Source organism: Flavobacterium sp. (assembly GCF_027490375.1).
Lineage (GTDB): Bacteria > Bacteroidota > Bacteroidia > Flavobacteriales > Flavobacteriaceae > Flavobacterium.
In genome coordinates, this window is sequence record NZ_JAIXYH010000075.1 from 15,032 (window position 1) to 36,777 (window position 21,746).

Annotated in this window: 20 protein-coding genes; 17 read left to right on the forward strand and 3 right to left on the reverse strand. The window is 37.1% G+C overall.

Annotated features, from left to right (window positions below):
• Positions 1-95: 95 nt before the first annotated feature.
• The 9 genes from Q0064_RS11215 (at position 96) to Q0064_RS11255 (ending at position 8,261) form a co-directional block, all read left to right on the forward strand.
• Entirely contained in the window at positions 96-695 is a 600-nt protein-coding gene (locus tag Q0064_RS11215; protein WP_366095171.1) for a Crp/Fnr family transcriptional regulator, read from the forward strand.
• A gap of 136 nt (positions 696-831) precedes the next feature.
• Positions 832-1,839: a zinc-dependent alcohol dehydrogenase family protein gene (locus Q0064_RS11220; protein WP_298148324.1), complete on the forward strand. Its 1,008-nt coding sequence runs from the start codon at positions 832-834 to the stop codon at positions 1,837-1,839.
• A gap of 136 nt (positions 1,840-1,975) precedes the next feature.
• Complete coding sequence (locus tag Q0064_RS11225; protein ID WP_298148325.1) at positions 1,976-2,404, forward strand: nuclear transport factor 2 family protein; 429 nt, start codon at positions 1,976-1,978, stop codon at positions 2,402-2,404.
• Positions 2,405-2,552: 148 nt separating this feature from the next.
• The gene (locus tag Q0064_RS11230) at positions 2,553-2,909 is read left to right on the forward strand and encodes a DoxX family protein (RefSeq protein ID WP_298148326.1); all 357 of its coding nucleotides are present in this window, start codon (positions 2,553-2,555) and stop codon (positions 2,907-2,909) included.
• Positions 2,910-3,012: 103 nt separating this feature from the next.
• Positions 3,013-3,879 (forward strand): pirin family protein, encoded by an 867-nt coding sequence (locus Q0064_RS11235; RefSeq protein WP_298148327.1) that lies wholly within the window; start codon positions 3,013-3,015, stop codon positions 3,877-3,879.
• A gap of 4 nt (positions 3,880-3,883) precedes the next feature.
• Entirely contained in the window at positions 3,884-4,963 is a 1,080-nt protein-coding gene (locus Q0064_RS11240; protein ID WP_298148328.1) for an alkene reductase, read from the forward strand.
• A 67-nt stretch (positions 4,964-5,030) separates the two neighbouring features.
• Entirely contained in the window at positions 5,031-5,777 is a 747-nt protein-coding gene (locus tag Q0064_RS11245) for a glucose 1-dehydrogenase (RefSeq protein ID WP_298148329.1), read from the forward strand.
• A gap of 54 nt (positions 5,778-5,831) precedes the next feature.
• Positions 5,832-6,599: an SDR family oxidoreductase gene (locus Q0064_RS11250; protein ID WP_298148330.1), complete on the forward strand. Its 768-nt coding sequence runs from the start codon at positions 5,832-5,834 to the stop codon at positions 6,597-6,599.
• Positions 6,600-7,397: 798 nt separating this feature from the next.
• A complete protein-coding gene (locus Q0064_RS11255) occupies positions 7,398-8,261 on the forward strand; it encodes a sigma-70 family RNA polymerase sigma factor (protein WP_026707723.1) in 864 nt (287 codons plus the stop codon).
• A gap of 268 nt (positions 8,262-8,529) precedes the next feature.
• Here Q0064_RS11255 and Q0064_RS11260 read toward each other — a convergent pair whose 3' ends face one another.
• Positions 8,530-8,820 (reverse strand): helix-turn-helix transcriptional regulator, encoded by a 291-nt coding sequence (locus Q0064_RS11260; RefSeq protein WP_298148331.1) that lies wholly within the window; start codon positions 8,818-8,820, stop codon positions 8,530-8,532.
• A 23-nt stretch (positions 8,821-8,843) separates the two neighbouring features.
• Here Q0064_RS11260 and Q0064_RS11265 point away from each other — a divergent pair, with 23 nt between their 5' ends.
• The 6 genes from Q0064_RS11265 (at position 8,844) to Q0064_RS11290 (ending at position 16,193) form a co-directional block, all read left to right on the forward strand.
• A complete protein-coding gene (locus Q0064_RS11265) occupies positions 8,844-10,640 on the forward strand; it encodes an AHH domain-containing protein (RefSeq protein ID WP_298148332.1) in 1,797 nt (598 codons plus the stop codon).
• 3 nt (positions 10,641-10,643) lie between these two features.
• Positions 10,644-11,354, forward strand: coding sequence for a hypothetical protein (locus Q0064_RS11270; RefSeq protein WP_298148333.1), 711 nt, complete (start codon positions 10,644-10,646; stop codon positions 11,352-11,354).
• Complete coding sequence (locus Q0064_RS11275) at positions 11,351-11,833, forward strand: hypothetical protein (RefSeq protein WP_298148334.1); 483 nt, start codon at positions 11,351-11,353, stop codon at positions 11,831-11,833. Before Q0064_RS11270 ends, Q0064_RS11275 begins: the two co-directional genes overlap by 4 nt.
• A 323-nt stretch (positions 11,834-12,156) precedes the next feature.
• Complete coding sequence (locus Q0064_RS11280) at positions 12,157-12,399, forward strand: hypothetical protein (RefSeq protein ID WP_298148335.1); 243 nt, start codon at positions 12,157-12,159, stop codon at positions 12,397-12,399.
• The gene (locus tag Q0064_RS11285; protein WP_298148336.1) at positions 12,383-13,225 is read left to right on the forward strand and encodes a GLPGLI family protein; all 843 of its coding nucleotides are present in this window, start codon (positions 12,383-12,385) and stop codon (positions 13,223-13,225) included. The genes Q0064_RS11280 and Q0064_RS11285 overlap by 17 nt, the downstream gene beginning before the upstream one ends.
• 328 nt (positions 13,226-13,553) lie before the next feature.
• Positions 13,554-16,193: a hypothetical protein gene (locus Q0064_RS11290; protein WP_298148337.1), complete on the forward strand. Its 2,640-nt coding sequence runs from the start codon at positions 13,554-13,556 to the stop codon at positions 16,191-16,193.
• 31 nt (positions 16,194-16,224) lie between these two features.
• On the opposite strand, the gene Q0064_RS11295 is transcribed toward Q0064_RS11290, so the two are convergent.
• Positions 16,225-17,361 carry a Fic family protein gene (locus Q0064_RS11295; protein ID WP_298148338.1) on the reverse strand — a complete coding sequence of 379 codons (1,137 nt, stop codon included), beginning with the start codon at positions 17,359-17,361 and terminating at the stop codon, positions 16,225-16,227.
• Positions 17,362-17,657: 296 nt separating this feature from the next.
• Here Q0064_RS11295 and Q0064_RS11300 point away from each other — a divergent pair, with 296 nt between their 5' ends.
• Positions 17,658-18,377 carry a MotA/TolQ/ExbB proton channel family protein gene (locus tag Q0064_RS11300; protein WP_298148339.1) on the forward strand — a complete coding sequence of 240 codons (720 nt, stop codon included), beginning with the start codon at positions 17,658-17,660 and terminating at the stop codon, positions 18,375-18,377.
• Complete coding sequence (locus Q0064_RS11305; RefSeq protein ID WP_094487033.1) at positions 18,367-18,759, forward strand: biopolymer transporter ExbD; 393 nt, start codon at positions 18,367-18,369, stop codon at positions 18,757-18,759. Before Q0064_RS11300 ends, Q0064_RS11305 begins: the two co-directional genes overlap by 11 nt.
• 184 nt (positions 18,760-18,943) lie before the next feature.
• On the opposite strand, the gene Q0064_RS11310 is transcribed toward Q0064_RS11305, so the two are convergent.
• On the reverse strand, positions 18,944-21,724 hold the full coding sequence (locus Q0064_RS11310; RefSeq protein ID WP_298148340.1) for an AsmA family protein: 2,781 nt from the start codon (positions 21,722-21,724) through the stop codon (positions 18,944-18,946).
• Between the last annotated feature and the right edge of the window lie 22 nt (positions 21,725-21,746).

A 21,746-nucleotide genomic window follows, 5' to 3' on the forward strand; every position in this document is an offset into this window, starting at 1 on the left:
TTAAGCATTCTGTAGATATTCAAAAAGTAAATGATACCACAAAGTAAACAACTAATGCTCTGCCGAGAAAATATTTTATATTTTGCATTGCTTTAATGAAATCTTTAAAATTGATGCACGAAAAATTAATAGCATACATCAATCAGTATAGTAAATTGCCGCTTACTGCTGAAGAACAGGCATTAGTTACAACCTCTTTTCAACCCAAAAAACTCAGAAAAAAACAATACTTTTTACAAGAAGGCGATGTTTGTAAATATGCTGGCTTTATCGTTAAAGGTGCGATGCGACAATACCGCGTAGATGACAAAGGTGTAGAACATATTGTACAACTATTCATTGAAAATTATTGGGCAAACGACCGAGAAAGCTCTACTATGCTTACACCATCTGTTTATAATATTGATGCATGGGAAGATACCGACATACTACTTATAACTAGAGCCGATATGCTTGATTTAATGGCTAAAATCCCATCAATTACAGAAATGATTCGAATAATGGATGAACGAAATGCTATTGCCAACCAACGAAGATTAAACTCTACTATTAGCAATACAGCTGAAAAACGGTATGAAGAATTTGCAAAAAATCATCCTCAATTTATTCAACGATTTCCGCAACATCTTATTGCTTCCTTCTTAGGCATAACCAAAGAAACCCTGAGCCGAATTAGAAAAAACGCAAAAAAGTAAAGACTCAATTTTACATTTCACAAAAACCGTTGACAAATGTCAACGGTTTTTTTTATCATATCTCATTGTGGCTAGGCACACGCTTGATGCAACTTTGCCTTATCAAAAATTAGTATAATCTAAAAAAAATAAAACAATGAGTAATGTATCAAAAATGTCTAAAACGGTTGTTTTCCATGAAGCAGGAACACCAGAAGTATTAAAAGTAGAACAAGTTGAAGTTGCTTTTCCAGCAGCGCAAGAAATACGAATTCAAGTGAAGTCAATAGGTGTTAACAGAGCCGATGCTATGTACCGTCAAGGAATGTACATCGAAAATCCTATTTTTCCTGCCAAAATTGGTTACGAAGCCGCAGGAATTGTTGAAGCCGTTGGAGCTGAAGTTACCAATATTTCTGTTGGTGACCTAGTAAATGTTGTTCCAGGTTTTTCGTTACACTCTTATGCTTCTTATGGCGAATATATTAATATGCCAGCCTATGCAGTACACAAATATCCATCTAACTTATCATTTGAGGAAGCTGCATCTGTTTGGACAAGTTATTTAACAATGTATGGCATGGTGGTGCATTCAGGTCAATTAAAAGAGGGACAATTTGTAGTAATTAATGCCGCTTCAAGCAGTGCTGGATTGGCAGCCATTCAAATGACCAACTACGTTGGAGGTATTGCTATCGCTTTGACTACTTCGCAAAAGAAAAAAGAAGCTTTGTTAAAAGCGGGTGCGGCCCACGTAATTGTAACATCAGAACAAGACATTGCAGCTGAGGTGTTAAAAATCACAGATAATGGAGGTGCAAATCTAATTTTAGATCCTGTTGTTGGAGCAAAATTCAGTACTCTATTAAGCTCGGTAGCCGAAAACGGAAAAGTATTTGTTTACGGCACATTGAGTCACGAACCGGCTAGTTTTCCTGCATTTGATGTTTTAATGAAAACACTAACTATTCGAGGCTATTCAGCTATTGAAGTAATGGGTAATATGGAAGTTTTAATTCAAGCCATCACTTTTATTGACAAAGGATTAGCCGAAGGAAAATTAAAACCTGTTATCGATAAAGTTTTTAATATTGATGACATCGTCGCTTCACACAATTATTTAGAATCCAACCAACAATTTGGAAAAATTGTAGTGAATATATAACTGCATTTTAGCGATATCAATAAAAACCGTTGATAAATGGCAACGATCTTTTTTACCATATAGCATCTATATCAGCATTGATTGTGATGCAACTTTACCTTATAAAATCAATAATATAAATAACATTAAATCAAAAATGGAAAATTTAAAAAACAAAACAGCTGCTCAACTTTTACGAAATAGTTTAGACACATTTCTAGCAAAAGATATGAAAGGTTGGTCTGAGCTTTGTGCCGATGATGTAGTGGCTGAATTCCCTTTTGCTCCAGAAGGTTCTCAAGCACGATTTGAAGGTCGTGAAGCATTGTATGCTTATTTGAAAGATTACCCAAATTTCATTAATGTAAAATCACTTCCTACATTAAAAATCTACGAGACAGATGACGCCAATGTTGCTATTGCTGAATGGAGTGCTTCAGGTGTTGTTATTGGTAATGGTAATCCGTATGAAATGAGTTATGCTACTTTCGTAACCTTTCGAGATGGACTTATAGTGCACTACCGTGAGTACTGGAATCCACAAGCTTTCATGAAAGCTATGAGTGGCGGAAGTTTTGCAGAATAATAATTACTAGTAAACCAAACCTACTTTGAAAACCATTGACATTTGTCAATGGTTTTTTTTATCATATCGCATCGTTTTATGGGGTAGTACTATTGCAATTTTACAGTATCAAAATAGACATAAAATAACCATTTAAAAATTAGAAAAAATGAACAAGAACAAAATCATTTATTGGACAACTACAGGAATTATTAGTGCCATGATGCTTTTTAGTGCATTCGGGTATTTTACTAACGAGGAGATGAAAGCAGCATTTGTACATTTAGGATTTCCCGATTATTTTAGAATTGAACTCGGTGTTCTCAAAGTTTTAGGCGCTTTAGCATTAATTCTTCCACATGTTCCTAATAAAATTAAATCCTTCGCTTATTTTGGATTTGCTGTAACCTTTGTTTCTGCATTTATCGCTCATACAGCCAGTGGAGATTCAATTTCAGTAGCCGTTGCACCAATTGTGTTTTTAACAATTTTAGGAGTATCCTATTACTATCAAGATAAAATTTAAATAATAAAATCTTCACTAACAAAAAGTTTATTTCAGCTAAAACAGAAATGAAGTTAGCAATGAATAGTTAAAAAAGGTGAATAAAATAAACAAACCCTATACAATGAAAAAGGAAGCCAGTTTCTCAACCAAAGGGAATAAAACAGACCTCGGTCCTTTGATTATCAATCGAATGTTGCCTAATAGCTATACCAAAAAAGTAGGGCCCTTTGTGTTTCTAGATTACGTAGCACCAACTATCAAAGAAGTTGTCAATAAAAACGGAATGGGTGCACATCCGCATCGTGGAATTGCAACATTAACTTATATTCTTCAGGGAGAAGTAGAACATTTTGACAGTGCAGGACATACAGGAAAAATATATTCAGGCGGTATGCAATGGATGAAAGCAGGAAATGGAATCGTACACGACGAAAATTTTAATTTCGACTCTCAAACAGATAGTAAAATAATTCAAGGCTTTCAGTTTTGGATTAATCTGCCTGCTAAAAATAAATCAGAGAAACCAGATCATATTGCGATTCAAGCAGATCAAGTACCCAAAAAAGTATTATCCAATGATGCAGGTTGGATAAAGGTAATTGTAGGTAACTATGAAGAATTGAGTTCCAAGATTCCAAATTATTCTGAACAGTTTTTATATCATATTCATTTAGAAAAGGGGAAGCAATTTTCTGTCAACTTTCAGGATAAAATTGAGGTAGCCGCTTTTTTGACCACACAAAATACAATACTCAACGATGCCGAATTTCAGGCTGGAGAGTTTGTAGAATTTGGATGGAAAGCAGGAGAAATTGAAATAAAAAACACATCAGAAACCACTATCGATGTTATAGTATTTGGTGGAGAAGAATATACAGAACCAATTGTATCAGAGGGTCCGTTTGTGATGAACTCGCTAGATGATATATGCGTTGCTTATCGAGATTTTTATGCCGGAAGATATGGCGAAATTAATAGTATTAAGTAAAAAAATGAAATTATTAGAAGCAAATAAAATTGGAAACTTAATCCTAAAAAACAGGATAGTTATGGCTCCTATGACACGTGCTCGTGGAGAAGGAAAAGGTGTAGCAAATGATTTAACCGCATTGTATTACTCCCAAAGAGCCACTGCTGGTTTAATCATTACAGAAGGCATTAATATTTCCGAACAAGCATTAGGAAGTCCTTTCACTCTAGGAATTTATACTGAAGAACAAATTGTAGGCTGGAAAAAAGTAACTGACGCAGTACATCAATATGGAGGTAAAATTTTCGCCCAACTTTGGCATACCGGTCGTGTAGCACATTCGGCAGATAAAAATGGAATATTACCAGTTGCACCATCGGCAATTGCTATTACAGGACAACAACATTTTTCATCACAAGGACTAGTAGATTACGAAAAACCAAGAGTATTAGAAACAGCAGAAGTAAAACAAGTTATTCAAGACTACAAACAAGCGGCGATAAACGCAATCAAAGCAGGTTTTGACGGAGTTGAACTACACGCCGCGACTGGTTACTTACCAAATCAGTTTTTAGCCGAAAGTGCTAATATTCGTACTGATGAATATGGTGGAAACATCAAAAACCGTAGTCGTTTTATTCTGGAAGCAATGCAAGAAATGGTAGCAGCAATTGGAATAAATAAAGTAGGTATCAAATTATCGCCTAGTATTCCTTATAACAGCATTCTCGAAAGCGATCCAATTGCAACCTATTCTTACTTAATTAAAGAATTGAACAATTTGCCTTTGGCATACATTCACCTTATGAATCCTTTGTTTCTTCCCGAAGTTGGCTTTGAACAGTATGCAAAAGATGTTATGGGAACATTTGGCACACTAACTCATCATACCATCATTGCGAATGCGGGTTATACTCGTGAATCTGCGGAACAAGAATTACAAAAAGGAATAGCCAAAATGATTTCTTTCGGAGTTCCTTTTATCGCCAATCCCGATTTAGTAAAACGTTTTGAACTTAACGCTGAACTCAATGAAGCTGACCGTGCTACTTTTTATGGGGGTAATGAAAAAGGCTATACCGATTATCCAGGTTTACAATAAATCAATTCATAAATTGAATGTAAAATAGGTTTTATTAAACATAATAAAGGATTTAAAGTTATAAAGTATGACAACCTCAACAACAAAAATAGCATTGGTAACAGGAGCGGCGACAGGTATCGGTCGGGCTATTGCCATTCGCTTAGCTAAAGACGGAATCACAGTAGCCGTTAATTATATTGGAGATGCGACGCAAGCTAATGAAGTGGTAAATGAGATACAGAAAAATGGTGGCAACGCGGTAGCTTTTGAAGCAAATGTTGGTGAAGTTTCAGAAATAATTGGTCTTTTTGATGCAGTTATTGAAAAGTTTGGTGGTATCGACATTGTAGTGGCAAATGCTGGAATTGCAAAAATGGGCATCCCTATTGCCGATGTTACCGAAGAGGACTTCGATCGAATCAATGCTGTGAATCACAAAGGAACTTATTTTGTCTTTCAACAAGCAGCCAAAAAAGTTAGAAATGGTGGACGTATTATTCAAATTTCCTCCTCAAGTGCACTATATCCTGCAGCAGGTCTAGGTATTTATTCGCCTAGTAAAGCAGCCGGAAAAGTAGTTACCGAAATTTTGGCTCAAGAACTTGGGCATCGACAAATATCCGTCAACAGTGTTTTGCCTGGACCAACCAGAACACCTTTGATGGAAAAAGAAGTTTCAAAAGAAGAAATGAAACGAATTGCCCAAGGAATGAATTTAGGAAGAATGGGAGAACCAGAGGACATTGCTGGTGTAGTAGCATTTCTTGCAAGCCTTGAAGGTGCTTGGATAAACGGACAACAAATAATCGTAAATGGTGGGGGTAGGATGTAACTAAGAATAGTCAAAGGAAAACAAATTTGATAGGAACTAAAAAGTATTTATAAAATGAAAAACAATTCAAGTAAAATAGTATTAGTAACTGGTGGAAGCCGCGGACTTGGAAAAGAATCAGCTTTACAATTAGCAAAAAGTGGTTTTGATGTAATTATTACATTTCAAAACAACAAAACAGATGCAGAAAACGTAGTAAACCAAATAAAAGCATTGGGCAGAAAATCGGCCAATCTTCAATTGAATTTAGCAAAAGTGAATTCTTTTGATGAATTCGTTTCGGACTTAAAGAAAATTTTGGAGAGAGATTTTGGAAAAAACAGAATAGATGCTTTGGTAAACAATGCAGGAACAGGATATTACGCATCAATAGAAAATACTACCGAAGAAGGTTTTGACGAAATGGCAACAACCCACCTTAAAGCACCTTTTTTCCTTACTCAAAAATTATTATCCTTAATAAATGAAGGCGGAAGTATGGTTAACACCTCTTCGGGTTTAGCTCGTTTTAGCTATCCAAATTATGCGGCATATGCTATTATGAAAGCGGGCATAGACTCCTTAACTCGTTATCAAGCTTTAGAATTTGGTTCTCGAAAAATCAGAGTAAACTCTATTGCGCCTGGTGCAATTGAAACCGATTTTGGTGGAGGTGCCGTACGAGATAACAAAGCATTAAATGATATGATTGCTGGCAATACGGCACTTGGCAGAGTAGGTTTGCCTGATGATGTAGGTAGAGTTGTTGTTTTCTTATGTTCCGCTGATTCAAAATGGATCAATGCTCAGAGGATTGAAGTATCGGGCGGAATTCACATCTAAAAGTGCCACAAGATAAAGCCCGTATTGAATATTTAATACGGATTTTTCTTCTTATTACTGCTTAAATGATATAGATCACGATTTAACTTTTTTCAATTAAAAATCAAATACTCGTAATTTTTTTATCTCAAGTAAACTTCACCAATTCTTATTATATTTTTGAAGTGAAGTTCAGAATTTAATTTTAAACATCTATTCGAGGCTTCTCCTAATTTGAACCGTTCATAAATCAAATTTATGTTTTTCGTTTTAAAATAAAATGGCTTTCTCTGAGGTTTTTTCACTAAAACCTCGATAGCGCAAACTTACAACCTCCACCTTCAAAAAGATACAAAAACACATCTCAATAACGTCTTTTTTAGATTAGTTTTGAAAATGGTTTTGGTACGGTTTACATCACAGATGTTAGCGAAACTAATGAAGTAACTTAGTGCTATCGAGATTTAGTCGGTTGAAAAGCACTTTTCGTCAAGATTTTTTTTGGAAACGATACGCCGCAATAGCGATTGACGCGGAAAGGGGACAAAAAACAGCGCGTGCGCACCGCGAGTTTTAAGAGCGACCAGCGGAAGCACGCTAAACCGCCGGTGTGCCGCAGCTGTTTGCGAACCCTTGCAGCAAAAAGCGCGACGCTGCGGTGTACGGAATTTCCACTATTGCCGCAGCGGATTGCCCAAAAAATAACAATTAGATAATCAGGTATTTACAAATAATTTCTGAGAATTTTGAATGGCTGTGTAACTTTTTGACAGACCGCTGCGTACAAGTACTGTATCCATAACAGCAAGGAGTTAAAAAATGAGACAACTCAAAATTACCAAGCAGGTTACCAATCGGGAAACTGCATCGTTAGATAAGTATTTACAAGAAATCGGAAAGGTTGATTTGATTACCGCTGATGAGGAAGTTGAATTGGCACAGAAGATTAAAGCCGGCGACCAACGCGCGTTAGAAAAGCTTACCAAAGCCAACTTGCGTTTCGTGGTTTCGGTTGCTAAACAATATCAGAATCAAGGACTTACACTTCCGGATTTAATTAATGAAGGAAACTTAGGATTGATAAAAGCCGCACAACGTTTTGACGAAACACGTGGATTTAAATTCATTTCGTACGCCGTTTGGTGGATCAGACAATCGATTTTACAAGCTTTGGCCGAGCAATCGCGTATTGTGCGTTTGCCGCTGAACAAAATCGGTTCGATCAATAAAATTAACAAAATGTACGCTTTGTTGGAGCAATCGAACGAGCGTCCGCCCAGTGCCGAGGAAATTGCGAAAGAGCTCGACATGACGGTAAACGACGTGAAGGAGTCGATGAAAAACTCAGGCCGTCACCTTTCGATGGATGCTCCTTTAGTGGAAGGTGAAGATTCGAATTTATACGACGTATTGCGCTCGGGCGAATCGCCGAATCCGGATCGCGAATTGATTCACGAATCGTTGCGCACCGAAATTGAGCGTTCGTTAGAGACCCTAACTCCAAGAGAAGCCGATGTAGTGCGCTTGTATTTTGGTTTGGGCGACCAACACCCGATGACCTTAGAAGAAATTGGTGAAACCTTTGATTTGACTCGCGAACGCGTGCGCCAAATTAAAGAAAAAGCAATCAGACGCTTAAAACATACCTCAAGAAGCAAAATTTTAAAAACTTATTTGGGATAAATAATAAGTTTTACGATTTTTACGGCGAACAACAGTCTGATTAACTGTTCGTTTTTTGATTGATGATTGAAACTCCGGCTGATTACCGGAGTTTTGTTTTTTGGGAGATTGCGAGATTAAAAGATTGCGAGATTGCGAGATTGCGAGATTTTGAGATTGCGAGATTTTGAGATTACAAGATTTCGAGATTGAAAGATTGGAAGATTGGGAGATTGAAAGATTGGGAGGTTTTAAAAAACCTTAAAAATTACTTTTTACTACAAATAAATCATTTGCGCTCGCTGTGAGCCTTAAAAAAGTCTTCAAGCGAAATACCCATAGCACGGCATATACGGTCTAATGTATAAACTGTCGTTGCTATTCTTCCGGATTCAATTCGAGATAAATTTGTTGTATCAAACTCACCGTCAATTTTACTAGCCACGTCAAGTTGGCTCAACTGTAGCGCTGTGCGAACTTCTTTAATTGTTTTTCCGAGGGCTATATTAAAATCACTTTTTTTCACTTGCCATATCTGACAAGTAAAATTCTTTTTTATATTCGTGATTATTAATGCCATATATGGCAACAAAAACCATTTTTATGAAAAAACTAATTTTATGGACATTGTTCATTTTTACAGCTTTTTTATGGAGTTGTGAAGACACAGAACTGCATGAAAGTCATTCTGAAAACAAAAATGAAATCAGTATCGAGCAGTTTAAAGAGGAAACAGGCATAACCGACTTTCCTAAAACTTTAAAAATTTCAAACAATCAAAACACAGGGAGAAGATCAATGGAAGCTCCCGAGCTACTTGAGTTCGACATAGATTGGGAACTAATTAAAAAAGCTACTGTCGATGAAAGAATTACTTACAGTTTTAGAGTAGAGCCTAAAATAGTCAAGGAAAAAAGTCTCTTCAATTTAGTCGTTTACCACGATGGCTTGCAATGGCAATATAGCTTGTTAGAAATCAAACCTGATGACCAAGTATGGAGCGATTTAACAAACAATCAAGAAGTAACTTTGAGTGGCAGCATTAAGGAAATCACTAACACTGAAGCTGCAAACCGAATTGTTGTCATAAACGTTATAGTTGACGTGCATTGCGTCGGAGGTGGTAGATGTGCACAAAGAGGCACTTGTGATTTATGCCACTTATGTGCCGATTATGCCAATGTTAGTCTTTTTTTACCTAACGATTATACGATCATGCAACCTGTAGCCGGACCTGGTGGCGGCGGACCAGCCTCTCATGGATTTAACAACCCGTACCCCACAATAGCTCCTGAAGGCGGTTTCGCATTTGATCCAAACTACGGGCTGGAATCTGATAAAAAATTTACGAGAATACAACGTGCAGCCCAAATTTGGAATTCTCTAGATTATGGACAAATGGCATGGGCTAGCAACAACAGTGGAGCATACAATGCAATGATGAGCGAACTTCTCGCAAATTTCAATGATTACAACAGGCAAAATTTCACAAACCTACTATCACTTCTATCAAATAACGAAATATCGAATATTTCAGCCGAAGCTTTGGCTGCTTGTGTCGCCATAGAAGCGGAAGATGTCGACGAGTTGAAGCTCGTTGCAAATGCTGTATGCTATGCAAATAGTTCAGGATATTTTGCTGACCCTTCTAATTCTGAACATTTCGAGACATTTATCACTGAAAATCAAAACCTTTTCAATGACCCAATTTATTGGTTGCAAGTAGGGTTTAGAATTTTTTCGCATCAATGTGCAATCATAAAGCAACGAGAACCTAACATTTCACAGTATCGACTTTATGCAAAAGCATATCTTGAGACATGTCATCTAATCCTAGATTTAGGCGGCTTAGTTCCTGGTTTTGGCGAAATTTGTGATTTAGTGAATGGTACAATTTATACTGTTGAAGGCGACGGAGTAAATGCTACGCTTAGTTTTGCAAGTGCTATGCCATTTGTAGGTTGGTTTTCAGCTGGAGTTAAGTTTGCTAGACGTGCTGATAATTTAGTTTATGTAGTGGTAGATAATTTAATTACATTTGGTGGGCGAAATTCAACAGCTTTTAGGAAAAAACTTGGCATGTTGGCTGGAGACTCTAGGATTGCGCATCACATTATACCAAGAGCTCTTTTTTACCACCCTGCTATCCAAAAAGCAGCGCAATCCACGATTAATCAAGGTTTTCATTTAGATACTGCTTTGAATGGAATTCCTTTATCGACAACGAGGCATAGCGGTTCACATCATCAGTATACACAAAGGATATACGCTCTTCTGAACGATATAAATTTAAATCAAACAAATGATGCTGTATACAACGAAGTACTATCGAAAATCAATTATATAAAGAATAAAATCAATCAAAATTCCAATTTAAATATCAATCAAATAGAATTTTAAACAATGAAATTTTTTTGTCTTAGAAACTCAACCGAGAAAAAAATTGTGGGGCAATTTCCACCTGTCATTACTGCATTGTATAATTGCGACGTTTGGAATGAAAAACGATTTACACAACAAATCAATTTTGAAAAATTTGATTTCGATCCTATAATTGCTACACCAGTTTTAAGAAAAGGTGCAAAAAAAATTGACTTTATAAACGCTAGTATTGTTGGTTTTCAGTTTAAACCAATCATAAGTGAAAAATTATTTAAAATATTTGCACAGTTGGAAGGCATTAATTTCAAATTTTTTGCCTGTGGACTTTCCCATAAAGAGGTGATTTATGACTATTATGTCATGATACCTACCAGCGCTAATATGGAGTATGTAGATTTTCCAAAATCAATTGTAATCGAAAAGAAAATTAGCAGTAGTGGTGAAGCTGCAGTTAAAAATTTATCATTTAACTCATTTGAAGATTTTCTTGCCGCAAAAAAATCAGATGTTAAAAACGATATCTTAATAAGCAATTTGACAATTAAACCAGAAGTTGATACCGACTTGTTTGTCATTCGCTATGCTCAAGGGGGAGCTAAATTCATCGCTTCAGAGCGATTAAAAGAAGAAATTGAAAAAAATTCAATTACCGGTATAGAATTTCAGCCTTTAACTTATTCTTTTAGCGAGTGGCTCAACAGCGAAGAACGCTTAAAAATTTACGGTAAATGAAAAATGAAATCACACCCGAGCGCCTTCAAGAATGGATTGAAAAGGATGCAAAACTAAGCGCCTTACTCGTTGAAATTCAAGAAAAACCACTAAGCATCGTAGAACAAGCTGAATTAGCGTATCATGAAATTCCGAAATTAATAGGTATTCCGAAGGACAATTTTAATGAGAATTATGACCCTGAAGAATCAGTTTCTGAATTTGGTAACGATAGTTTGTATCAGCAATTGGGTTATATTAATTATATGAATCCAAATGCCGATCCGCGTGGACGCCTGCTTACAGCTGCTTACCTAGTTAAACACGGTACTTCTGTTCCTCAACAAGACATTCTTAAAAAATACAAAACTGAGAGTGAAGAAGAATGTATAGGAATTGGCTTTATTGGAAACGCTCTTGATGTACGACTAATTTTTGTCAAAAAAGGCGAAAACTGGTTCGAATTAGGCTGTAAAATGTTTATTTCGTTAGCAAAATAAACCAGTAAACTCTGGCTCATTTTGCAACGCACAGCGGTTTCGTAAACTCGACTTTTAAGTTCTATTTTATTTCACAAGAGATAATAAGCTTGTTAGCTGCTTATACAAATAAAGTATTGGTTATAAACAAATATTTCACAATCGCTTTTCGAGAAAATAAATTCATTCGTTTAATAGGTTATTTTGATACATAAGTTAACTTAGATTCACTATAATCCCCAAAAAGTGACATAAAAGGATTCATAAATGTTAAATTATACAGTGCGCGTTGAAATACAACTAATATTGATTACATTCGCTGTATAACTTTAAAATTTTAACTTATGAAAAAACTATTTTTTACCCTTTTTGCGGTAATTGGTTTTGCGACTACTTCTAACGCACAGTGTAATGAACAGTCCACGTTGTTAACTAACGCATGTGGAAGCTGGTGCGTTTCTGTAGAAATTCCTTACACAGGCTATCTAGAAGTTGATGTTGCCAATTTGATAAAATCAAATGGTACTATGCGAAGAAAGCCAAATGTTCGTGAACTATTAGCCGTTTCGAATGCACTTTGCGAATAGGCAGCTTTACTGTGTAATTTTCTGCTTAATTTCGATGAATGTACTTGGGCAAAAATCAAGCCCAAGTACTTCATTTAAAGCAATATACACTTTCGCTTACAAGAAATTTGTTTCCTCTAAGTTTTACAAAACAACCAATACTGTTTTACTTTGTAACGGCAAAGAGTCTCTGTTTACGTTTGATCAAATGGTGAATTTCGCTACGATACAAGAGGAACGACAACTCACTGTGGACGAAATAATGATGAACGTTTTACCGTTTTATTATTTAATCTATTTGCAAAACAATGAGGTTATGCACTACGAAGCGATTGGCAGTGACACTTATAAATTTTCAAATAAAATACATCTTAATTGGCAATTGCATGAAAACGATACGCTAATTGGTAATTATAAGTGTAAAAAGGCAACTTTAGATTTTTATGGACGAAATTGGACAGCATGGTACGCGCCAGATATACCAATATCTGCGGGGCCTTATAAATTTAAAGGGCTTCCAGGTTTAATTTTGAGAATTTTTGACTCAGAAAAAACTTTTGACTTTACTCTAAATGAGTTCAAAAAAGGTTATTTTGATTTTAATAAAAAGTTTGAAATTTATTTCTTTAACGAAGACAATAGACCAACTGTAAGTATTGAAGCTAATGAATTTTATCGCCTGCGAAAAAAGTTTAACGAAATGAGCTTAGACGAAAAAATAAAGTTTATGAATCGAGATGACTCCGCGGGCGGAAATATTCAGCTTGAAAGTGCCACTGGTGAACCAGTACGAGCTGCTGAAGTAAGAAATGTAATCAATTCTATTGAACGGTTAAATGAACCTTAGTTTTAAAGACTGCGCTAAAATTGCTTTTAATAATTATACTCTTACACTTATAAGAAAATTGCCACAACAATAGATAACTGCGAGTGTTAAGATAAAATCTCTTGTTTTTTGAAAACAAATAATTTTAATCTGCGGTTTTCGGTAATTTTATGAATCTTAGTTAAAGCAAGATTCTTAACATTCTAAAATACTAAAAATAGAACAGGTTATTGCCTAAGAGAAAGAAAATCGTCGTTTCTTTAACTCATTCGCTAAAAAACATGAAAAAACCTTCTGAAAGAGAATAATTGTAATGCTACTAGTAAAAGTATTTTACAAATTAATTGTTTTGGCATCTCTATTTGGGGTGCCATTTTCTATGTATAGTCAGCAAATTACAATCAAAGGAGCAATCACAGATGAGAAAAATGAGGCAATTCAAGGTTGCATATTAACTGTAAGCACAGACAATACGCTCGATAAAATCTTAGCCTATGATACTTCTACAATCAACGGATCCTTTGAAATAAACCTCGAAAATACCTCCAAAATCGATTCTATTTATCTTGCTGTGAAACACTTCAGCTATGAATCGGTTTTAATCAAAATTCCTGCAAAAAGTAGCATTCAAAACTTCAAGCTTACGGAGAAAATCAACGAGTTAAACGAAGTCATAATTAAAAAAGAAAGCAAGCTAGAAGTAAAAGGCGATACATTATCGTATAATGTGGAAGGTATAAAATCGGAAAAAGATTACACGATTGAAGATGTCATTAAACGAATTCCGGGCATAATTGTTAAAGAAAACGGCCAAATCACTTACAACGAAAAGCCTATTAGTCATTTGTATATCAATGGCGTTGATTTACTCGAGGGCCGATACAGCATCGCTACACAAGGTATTCCTGCTGATGCCGTAAAGACTATTGATGTGATGAAAAGGCACCATCACAAACGTATCGACATTGGTAGAACTGAAAGTGATCAAGTTTCCTTAAATCTGAAAATTAAAGACGGCGTTGATGCGTTCTTCGGCACACTCAAAACCGAAATTGGAGTTCCGTTTCTTACCGCAAACGCCGACGCTACACCGATCTATCTTAAAAATAAATTTCAGAACATCGGTTCTCTAAAAGTAAATAACATCGGGAAAACACTAAAAAATGTAGGTGACGACTTGCAATCCGACAATTTGAATTTATACGCACTCAAACTTGAAGAGCTTCAAATAATCAATCCGCCGAACATCAATGGAGTGGCTATTTCCGATAAATTTTGGCTCGACAACGATTCGAAAGCCATCACCAACGACGCTTTGTATAAAGTAAACGACTCAACTTTGGTAAAATGGAATGCCAACTACGTGAACGAGTTAAGTAGCATTGAAAGCAAAATTACAACGTCATTTTTAGCAAACGACGCCACAAATACCAATGTAAATCTGAGTAAAAATCAACTCAGAATACAGCGATTTCAAACCGGCAATAATCTGGAAATCAACAAGAAAAATTATTATCTCAAAAATAATTTTAACATCAAACTTATAGACAACTCTGGAAATGAAAATAGCAATTTGAATAACGTTGAAATTCTTTCAAACTACAATCGCCGTGATTTCTTTTTAAGCAACAACCTAAATTTCAAAAAAGCACTTGGTAAAAACAGAATGATTGAAACAGGTATAGTATTGGATTACGAGCAAAAAGACGAAAATTTGTTAGTTGCTCCTCCCGTCTTTGAAGCGCTATTCAATTCAACTTCCGCAAACGCACAAACAAGACAAGAAATTCAATTGAACCGATTTAATGCGGGCGCTTTCGCAGAATACCAATTTGCATTCGCAAAAATGGAATGGAAAGTAAAACAAAACGTAAACTATCAACACTTTCAATTCAATAGCGCACTTCAACAACAGCCGACAACTGAAAGCGATGTGTTTCCTTTCACAGGCAACTTTAAATTCAATAAAACCGCTTCAACTACCGAACTCAAATCGAATGTAACCTTCGGGAAAACACGTATTTCTTGGAATTTAGCTAGCGAGTTGATAAACGTTCAAGCCAACGAAAATGCCAACAGCAATTTGCAATTAAATAAAAGCTACTTCTTTTTTCAACCTCGATTTAATGTAAAGCACAGATTCAATTCAACTTGGTCAGCAGGAGCTAACTATGTCCTTAATAACGCTATTTCTGACTTCAGAAACTTATATCCGTCATTAATTTTAAGCAGCTTCAATACGCTAACGCAAAACCCTTTCTTTATCAATAAAACGAAAACGCAATCTGTAACGCCCTATTTAAACTACGATAATATCCTTCAAAGCTTTTACGTAAATATCAATGCCGGCTGGGAACAAACAAACTCCGATGTGACCTTCGCCAGTGAACTAAATCCGAACGGTTTTATAACTAATAACGTTATCCTAAGACCAAATACCTTTCTTAGTTATCGCTTAGGTACAACAATTCGTAAAAGTTTTCTTGGTTCATTCAGCGCAACCTTGAATTACAATTTTAGATATACCGAAAACGAACTATTCTTCAACAACGAATTCTTAAATTCCAGAAACAAATCACATAACATTGATTTTGAAATCAGTTGGGATAAAGGAACTTGGTTTGCAGCAGGTTACAAGGCAAACGCTTTCTACAGCAGCTCGTTACTGCAAATAAATCAGATAGATAACAAAGCCTTGTTTCAAACGGCAACACTCGATTTTTACACCAGTAAAGTAACTCGCATTAGTTTCGGAACTGAGGCGGCTACCGCTACCACTTCGCAAACAGAAAATACAGACACCAACGTACTTTTCAATGCACATTTTTTTTATAAACCATCAAGCAAAATGTTTTTTTCAGCCGGATTACTAAATATCTTCGATACCGACTTTTTCACTACTACAAACAGCTTAGCCAACATTGTAAATGTGTACCAATTTTCGCTAAGACCGAGGCAATTTACAGTCGGGTGGAACTACAGTTTTTAACTAAGATTCTTTTCAAATCATTCCACCCTCCTCAAACCAACAAATACGAAGTACTTCTGCCACCACTGTCCGATTTCGTAAAAACGTTTTTGGCAATTAAATCGTTTAAATCACGTACCGCGCTATCTTTAGAACATTTGCCAATTTTAGCGTATTTCTCCGAAGTTAATTTTCCTTCAAAACCGTCTAAAACTTTATTGATAATCAGTTTTTGTCGCTCGCTGAGTATCGTTTCGGCATGCTTTTTCCAGAAGTTTACCTTTGCAAAAACCAAACTCAAATTAATCTCTGTTAACTTCAACGAATTCAGCAAACAGAGTAAAAACCAAACCATCCACTCGGTGATGTCTAAACTGCCGCGCTGCGTTTTCTCTAAAATTTCGTAATAGTTTTTTCGATCAATTCGAATACTGGCCGACAAACTGTAAAAACGTTGCGAACTCGAATCGGAACGAGCCAAAAGCATGTCAGTAAGCGCGCGCCCAATCCGGCCATTGCCGTCCGAAAACGGATGTATCGTTACAAACCACAAATGCGCCATCGCAGCTTTTAAGACCTGATCGGGAGTTTCATCGCTGTTAAACCACTCCAAAAAAACTTCCATCTCTCTTGAAATTAATGCAGCATCTGGAGCTTCAAAATGAACCGTTTCCCTGCCTATCGCACCCGAAACTACTTGCATTGGCCCGTTAGAACCCGTGCGGTAAGCACCAACCGTCATTCGATGTAAGCCGCTTGGCCTCGACGGAAACAACCACTTATGCCACATAAACAAACGCTCGTGTGTTAACGGCTCTTGGTAATTTTGCGTAGCGTCGAGCATCATTTCAACAACACCGTCAATGTTGCGGTCGAGCTTCAAACTACCACCAATGTCAACTCCCAATTTTTGAGCAATTGACGAACGAACCAAATGCTGATCTAGATACTCGCCCTCTATTTCCGAAGTTTTTAGCACATCCAAAGTGAGCGTATTCAAAACGGCAGCCGATTGCAAGTCAAAACCAATCGCCTCCATCTTCCCCATCAAACGGCCTTGTAAGTTTCGAGCGTGACTTAGCAACGGAAGTATTTCCGAATCATCGTACGCAAACTTTGGCCAACCACGCAACTGATGTATATACAATCCCATACCGCTTCCTTTCACCAAAAATAGTATTTTTTTCACGGTAAAAAAATTATTCGCCGCATTTTTTGCATTTATTAAAGCAATTATTCGACGCAAAATGTATTATTATTCCATTAAAACTCATAATCAAAGCATAAAATACCTGATTTTTATCTGTATTCGTTGCACATTTTCCCATTCAAACGAGCATACGAACAATGCACCCAATGTGTACCGAACGCCATACATTTAAAAAACTGTTCACAATTAATGCAAACTTCAATCGTTATGGTTTGTAGAAAGGAAAATAATTAAAGTATTTTTGTTTTTAATCGTTTGATCTAAAACCACAACATATGAGCCTAAACGCAATTTTATTGCAAACCGAAACCGTAGCCGACACGCTTGCAAATGCAGCCGCTGCAGCCACAACCGATGTTAGTGTAACCGAAAATGTATCCTACCTCGAATTTTTGATGAAGGGCGGTATCATGATTATCCCAATCATCATCCTGCTGTTTTATTGCATTTTCGTCATCGTCGAACGCTACCTTTCCATCAAAAAAGCAACCAAACAAGACGTGCTATTGCTACACGACGTGAAAGCACAGCTTAAAGCCGGAAAAATCGATAATGCACTTATGGTGTGTAACCGCCAAAATACCGCGTCTGGTAATATTTTACGCAGCGGAATTGCTATAATCGGACGTCCGATCAGCGAAATAGAGTCGGTTATGGAAAAAACCGCAAACGTCGAAATTTCCCAAATGGAAAAAGGACTTGGCCACCTCGGACTCATCTCCGGTATCGCGCCAATCCTCGGATTTATTGGAACTATTTCCGGTGTAATCAAAATTTTCCACACCATTTCAAACACCGGTAATTTGAATATTCAGACCATTTCGGGCGGACTCTACGAAAAGATGATTAGCTCCGGAGCCGGACTCGTTGTTGGGGTTGTGGCTTACGCCGCTTACCATTTGTACAATATGTGGATCGACAGCTTTGCGCTTAAAGTCGAAAAACAAACACTCGAATTAATCAACATTATTCACGAACCACAACATGGCAATTAAGCGAAATAGACGATTTCATCCCGAAATTCCGACGGCATCGCTCAGCGATATCATGTTCTTTTTGTTCCTGTTTTTCTTGATTATCTCGACCTTGGCGAATCCAAACGTGATTAAACTTACCTTGCCAAAAGCAAAATCAAACGAAACAACGAACAAAGATCACATTACACTTTCCGTTACCGAAGATCAACGCTATTTTGTCGATAAAACTGAGGTAAGTTTCTCTGAACTCGAGAACAAACTCTTAGAGCAAACTACGCTTAAAGGTGATAAAGTAGTGGTAGTGCGACTCCCGGCCGACAATAAAGTGCAAGATTTAGTCGACGTAATGCAAATCGGCGTAAAACTCAAACTCAATTTTGTAATCGCAACGGCGAAATAGATTCTCTTTATTGCTGAAATTTTCAGAAGCTATTCCGGCTGTTCGCTGTAGTCCGCAAAAAATACGGTTCGTTCAATCGGCAGGCATTGGGCTTCTTTGGTCGCCCTTGCCCACCGTTTCACGAAACCGTATTTTTTTTACGGGCTGCCGCTGCCATCCGGGCTAGGGTAATCGTTACCGAAAATTAGTTTCCTTTTGCGGGCAACGAATCGTTCTTAATTAACATCGATTCTTTGGGCGCTTCACTTTCCGTTTCATCAGTTTTCTTACTAAAAAAACGAATCTTCGGATTGTCTTTCGTTCCACGAACCGTGCACGGAATTCCAATCAAACCAAAAGGCGGCAAACCAACGCGCAGTTTCAAATTCATCTGCCCGTTAAAATTTGTTTTTCCTTCAAATCGCAAACGAAACAATCCGGCGCCAAATTTCGTCCGATCTATCGTAATCACATTGTTTCGAATGCTGCTTTTTACGACAACTTTTTTCAAATCCGGATTGGCTACAGCATCCGAACCCGTTTTCTTTCCAACAATCGAAAACATCTTTAATCCTTTTACCTTAATGTCTTCCAAAGTCAACGAGCCCGCACCTACGATGCTCGGATATATCGGCTCCATATTTTCGTTTAATACGCCATTCAAGCGATAATCCAACGATACTAAACCCGAAGCATTCGCTGCCGAACTTGCTGCCGTTCTAAACAATTCGATTTCGTTATACGCGCGTTTAATATCGAAATTTGAAGCGGTAAGTCGTAAATCGTAACCTGCTTTTTCCGTTCCGAAATTTTTGTACGTTCCATTGGCAGCCACTTTACAACCAATTAAATCGAAACCTGTTTTGGCTAATCGCAAAGTTCCGCGATCGGCATGTACGGCGCCAGAGAAATCGTTCAGATTCAAATCGTTATAAATAATTTTTTGCGCTTTTGCACGCAAGGTAATATCCAGATTTGCGGGCACTACCACTACACCACTGGCTTTCGCTGCTTCAGTCTTGGCTTTAGTTGCAGCATCTGTGTCGCGTTCTTGCGTTTGCGGCGCTGCGGCCATCCATTCCGACACAACCAACTGATCGGCTTCAAACAAGAAATTCCCTTTCAACACCGCATCTTTCTCAAACAAAAACGGAATTACATCTAAAATTTGTCCGTTCATGCGCAACTCCGACGAACCGTAACGAGCAGTAAACGCATCAAACTTCATTTGATTCTTCACAAAAGAAAAATCGCCTTTCTCGACCTTAAAATCCAACGGAAGTACGCCTGCTTTCAAACGGATGTTCCGAACTTTCAGATAACCATCGTTTTGCAAGGCACCAAAGTTCTTTGCCGCAATAGCCGACGCAGCGCCCGATACAATTAATTTCATATCGAGAAAACCATCAACATTCGAAACTTTGAAAACTTTAGCTATTCGACCTACATCTAGTGCACCAGCCGCTTTAATTTTGTACGATACATCTTCTGGGTTCACAAATAAAGCCGAAGCGGTAAAAGCTTGCTTTTCGAAAGTAAATTGTATGTTACTTAAATCAACTTTGGTGCTGCTTAACTTGGGCGTTTTGTTAAAAACTCCGGCAACTATATCAATATTCTGGATCGGATTTGGGTAGTAACTACTTCGTATCTCACCGTTTTTCAAACTCAAATCGAAATCGGTTTTCGGCATCAGCGATTTGCTTGCTTCGTATACACCGGCTATGGTCCCTTCTGCCTTGAGCGAGCCGCGGAGCTTCACAAAATCCAAATTCAATGCTTCAGAAAAGTCTTTTAAATCAAAACGTGCTTGCACATCCGATTTCATCAAAATCCGATCGATACCTGTAGAAACATAATTTGCTTTTGCAAAACCGTTCCCAAGCTTAAAATTAAAATCCTTTAGAGAAACATTGGTTTGCGAAAAGTTGAGTTGCCGCGCCGAAACCAACAATTTAAAATTCAAGTTTTCAATAGGCATGGGCGCCGATTTACTTTTCACCAAACCATTTCGCACGTTAAATAAAAAATTGAAATTCGGGTTGGTATTGGTTGCAGCAGCATATTTTCCTTTTATAGAAAAACCAACGTCGGCTTTGCCTTGAAGCGTTGTTTGGCTTTGCCATTGCGTATATTCAGGAGGTAATGCCGAGAACAAATCGTCGAGATTACAATCACTGGCACGGGCTGAGATATCCATAAAATAACCGTCGTTCAAAAATTCGAACAAACCATTAAATCGAACGGCTAATTTATTGATGATCAGATCGTTCTTTTCAAAAGTAAAAGCCAACGAGTTGGTATTAATTTTTGTGATTAATTCAGCCTGAACTTTCTTGTCTTTTAAATACTGTTTTCCACCATATGCTAAATCCAAAGCTTGAATGGAAGCAGTAGTTTGCAAATCAAAAACTGCTTGATTTAAGTTTCCGACACCCAAGTAATTAAAACCTGCTGCATTAAACAAGAAATTCAGTGATTGGTCGGCGTAATCGAGTTTTGCATTATTAATCTCGATGTGTTCCAAACGAATGGCCGTAGATGAAGAATCGGATTTCGACGTGGGTTCAGCAGATTTATAGACGTTGTAATTGGCGCGACCTTGCGTATCGACTTTGATGTTTATTTCGGGATTTTCGACGTAAATTTCATCGATTTCAACTGTACTTTCAAATACCAACTTATACAAATCGACGCCAAAAGCTATTTCTTCAGCACGAACTAAATTCTGATCTTGAAAGGGCGCCGAACCGTTTAACTTAAATCGCTCTAAGGATAAGGTAAGCGACGGGAAGTGGTTGAAGAACGACAAACTGCTCGATTGAAAATCCAGTTTACCGTCAATATGTTGGTTTGCATACGCCTTTACCTCTTTTTCAATAAACTCGGGAAAAAGGAGCGGAAACAAAAACATGAGCAACAAAACCAACACTACAGAGCCGGCAGTGTACTTTATAATTTTTAAAAGTATCTTAGGAAGTTTCATCGTCACAAAGGTAACGGGCTGT

What these genes read in the sequence shown, in the direction of transcription:
- Q0064_RS11215 (WP_366095171.1), top strand. Translation starts at nt 96, where the DNA reads ATGAAATCTTTAAAATTGATGCACGAAAAATTAATAGCATACATCAAT.
- Q0064_RS11220 (WP_298148324.1), top strand. Translation starts at nt 832, where the DNA reads ATGAGTAATGTATCAAAAATGTCTAAAACGGTTGTTTTCCATGAAGCA.
- Q0064_RS11225 (WP_298148325.1), top strand. Translation starts at nt 1,976, where the DNA reads ATGGAAAATTTAAAAAACAAAACAGCTGCTCAACTTTTACGAAATAGT.
- Q0064_RS11230 (WP_298148326.1), top strand. Translation starts at nt 2,553, where the DNA reads ATGAACAAGAACAAAATCATTTATTGGACAACTACAGGAATTATTAGT.
- Q0064_RS11235 (WP_298148327.1), top strand. Translation starts at nt 3,013, where the DNA reads ATGAAAAAGGAAGCCAGTTTCTCAACCAAAGGGAATAAAACAGACCTC.
- Q0064_RS11240 (WP_298148328.1), top strand. Translation starts at nt 3,884, where the DNA reads ATGAAATTATTAGAAGCAAATAAAATTGGAAACTTAATCCTAAAAAAC.
- Q0064_RS11245 (WP_298148329.1), top strand. Translation starts at nt 5,031, where the DNA reads ATGACAACCTCAACAACAAAAATAGCATTGGTAACAGGAGCGGCGACA.
- Q0064_RS11250 (WP_298148330.1), top strand. Translation starts at nt 5,832, where the DNA reads ATGAAAAACAATTCAAGTAAAATAGTATTAGTAACTGGTGGAAGCCGC.
- Q0064_RS11255 (WP_026707723.1), top strand. Translation starts at nt 7,398, where the DNA reads ATGAGACAACTCAAAATTACCAAGCAGGTTACCAATCGGGAAACTGCA.
- Q0064_RS11260 (WP_298148331.1), bottom strand. Translation starts at nt 8,820, where the DNA reads ATGGCATTAATAATCACGAATATAAAAAAGAATTTTACTTGTCAGATA.
- Q0064_RS11265 (WP_298148332.1), top strand. Translation starts at nt 8,844, where the DNA reads ATGAAAAAACTAATTTTATGGACATTGTTCATTTTTACAGCTTTTTTA.
- Q0064_RS11270 (WP_298148333.1), top strand. Translation starts at nt 10,644, where the DNA reads ATGAAATTTTTTTGTCTTAGAAACTCAACCGAGAAAAAAATTGTGGGG.
- Q0064_RS11275 (WP_298148334.1), top strand. Translation starts at nt 11,351, where the DNA reads ATGAAAAATGAAATCACACCCGAGCGCCTTCAAGAATGGATTGAAAAG.
- Q0064_RS11280 (WP_298148335.1), top strand. Translation starts at nt 12,157, where the DNA reads ATGAAAAAACTATTTTTTACCCTTTTTGCGGTAATTGGTTTTGCGACT.
- Q0064_RS11285 (WP_298148336.1), top strand. Translation starts at nt 12,383, where the DNA reads ATGCACTTTGCGAATAGGCAGCTTTACTGTGTAATTTTCTGCTTAATT.
- Q0064_RS11300 (WP_298148339.1), top strand. Translation starts at nt 17,658, where the DNA reads ATGAGCCTAAACGCAATTTTATTGCAAACCGAAACCGTAGCCGACACG.
- Q0064_RS11305 (WP_094487033.1), top strand. Translation starts at nt 18,367, where the DNA reads ATGGCAATTAAGCGAAATAGACGATTTCATCCCGAAATTCCGACGGCA.
- Q0064_RS11310 (WP_298148340.1), bottom strand. Translation starts at nt 21,724, where the DNA reads ATGAAACTTCCTAAGATACTTTTAAAAATTATAAAGTACACTGCCGGC.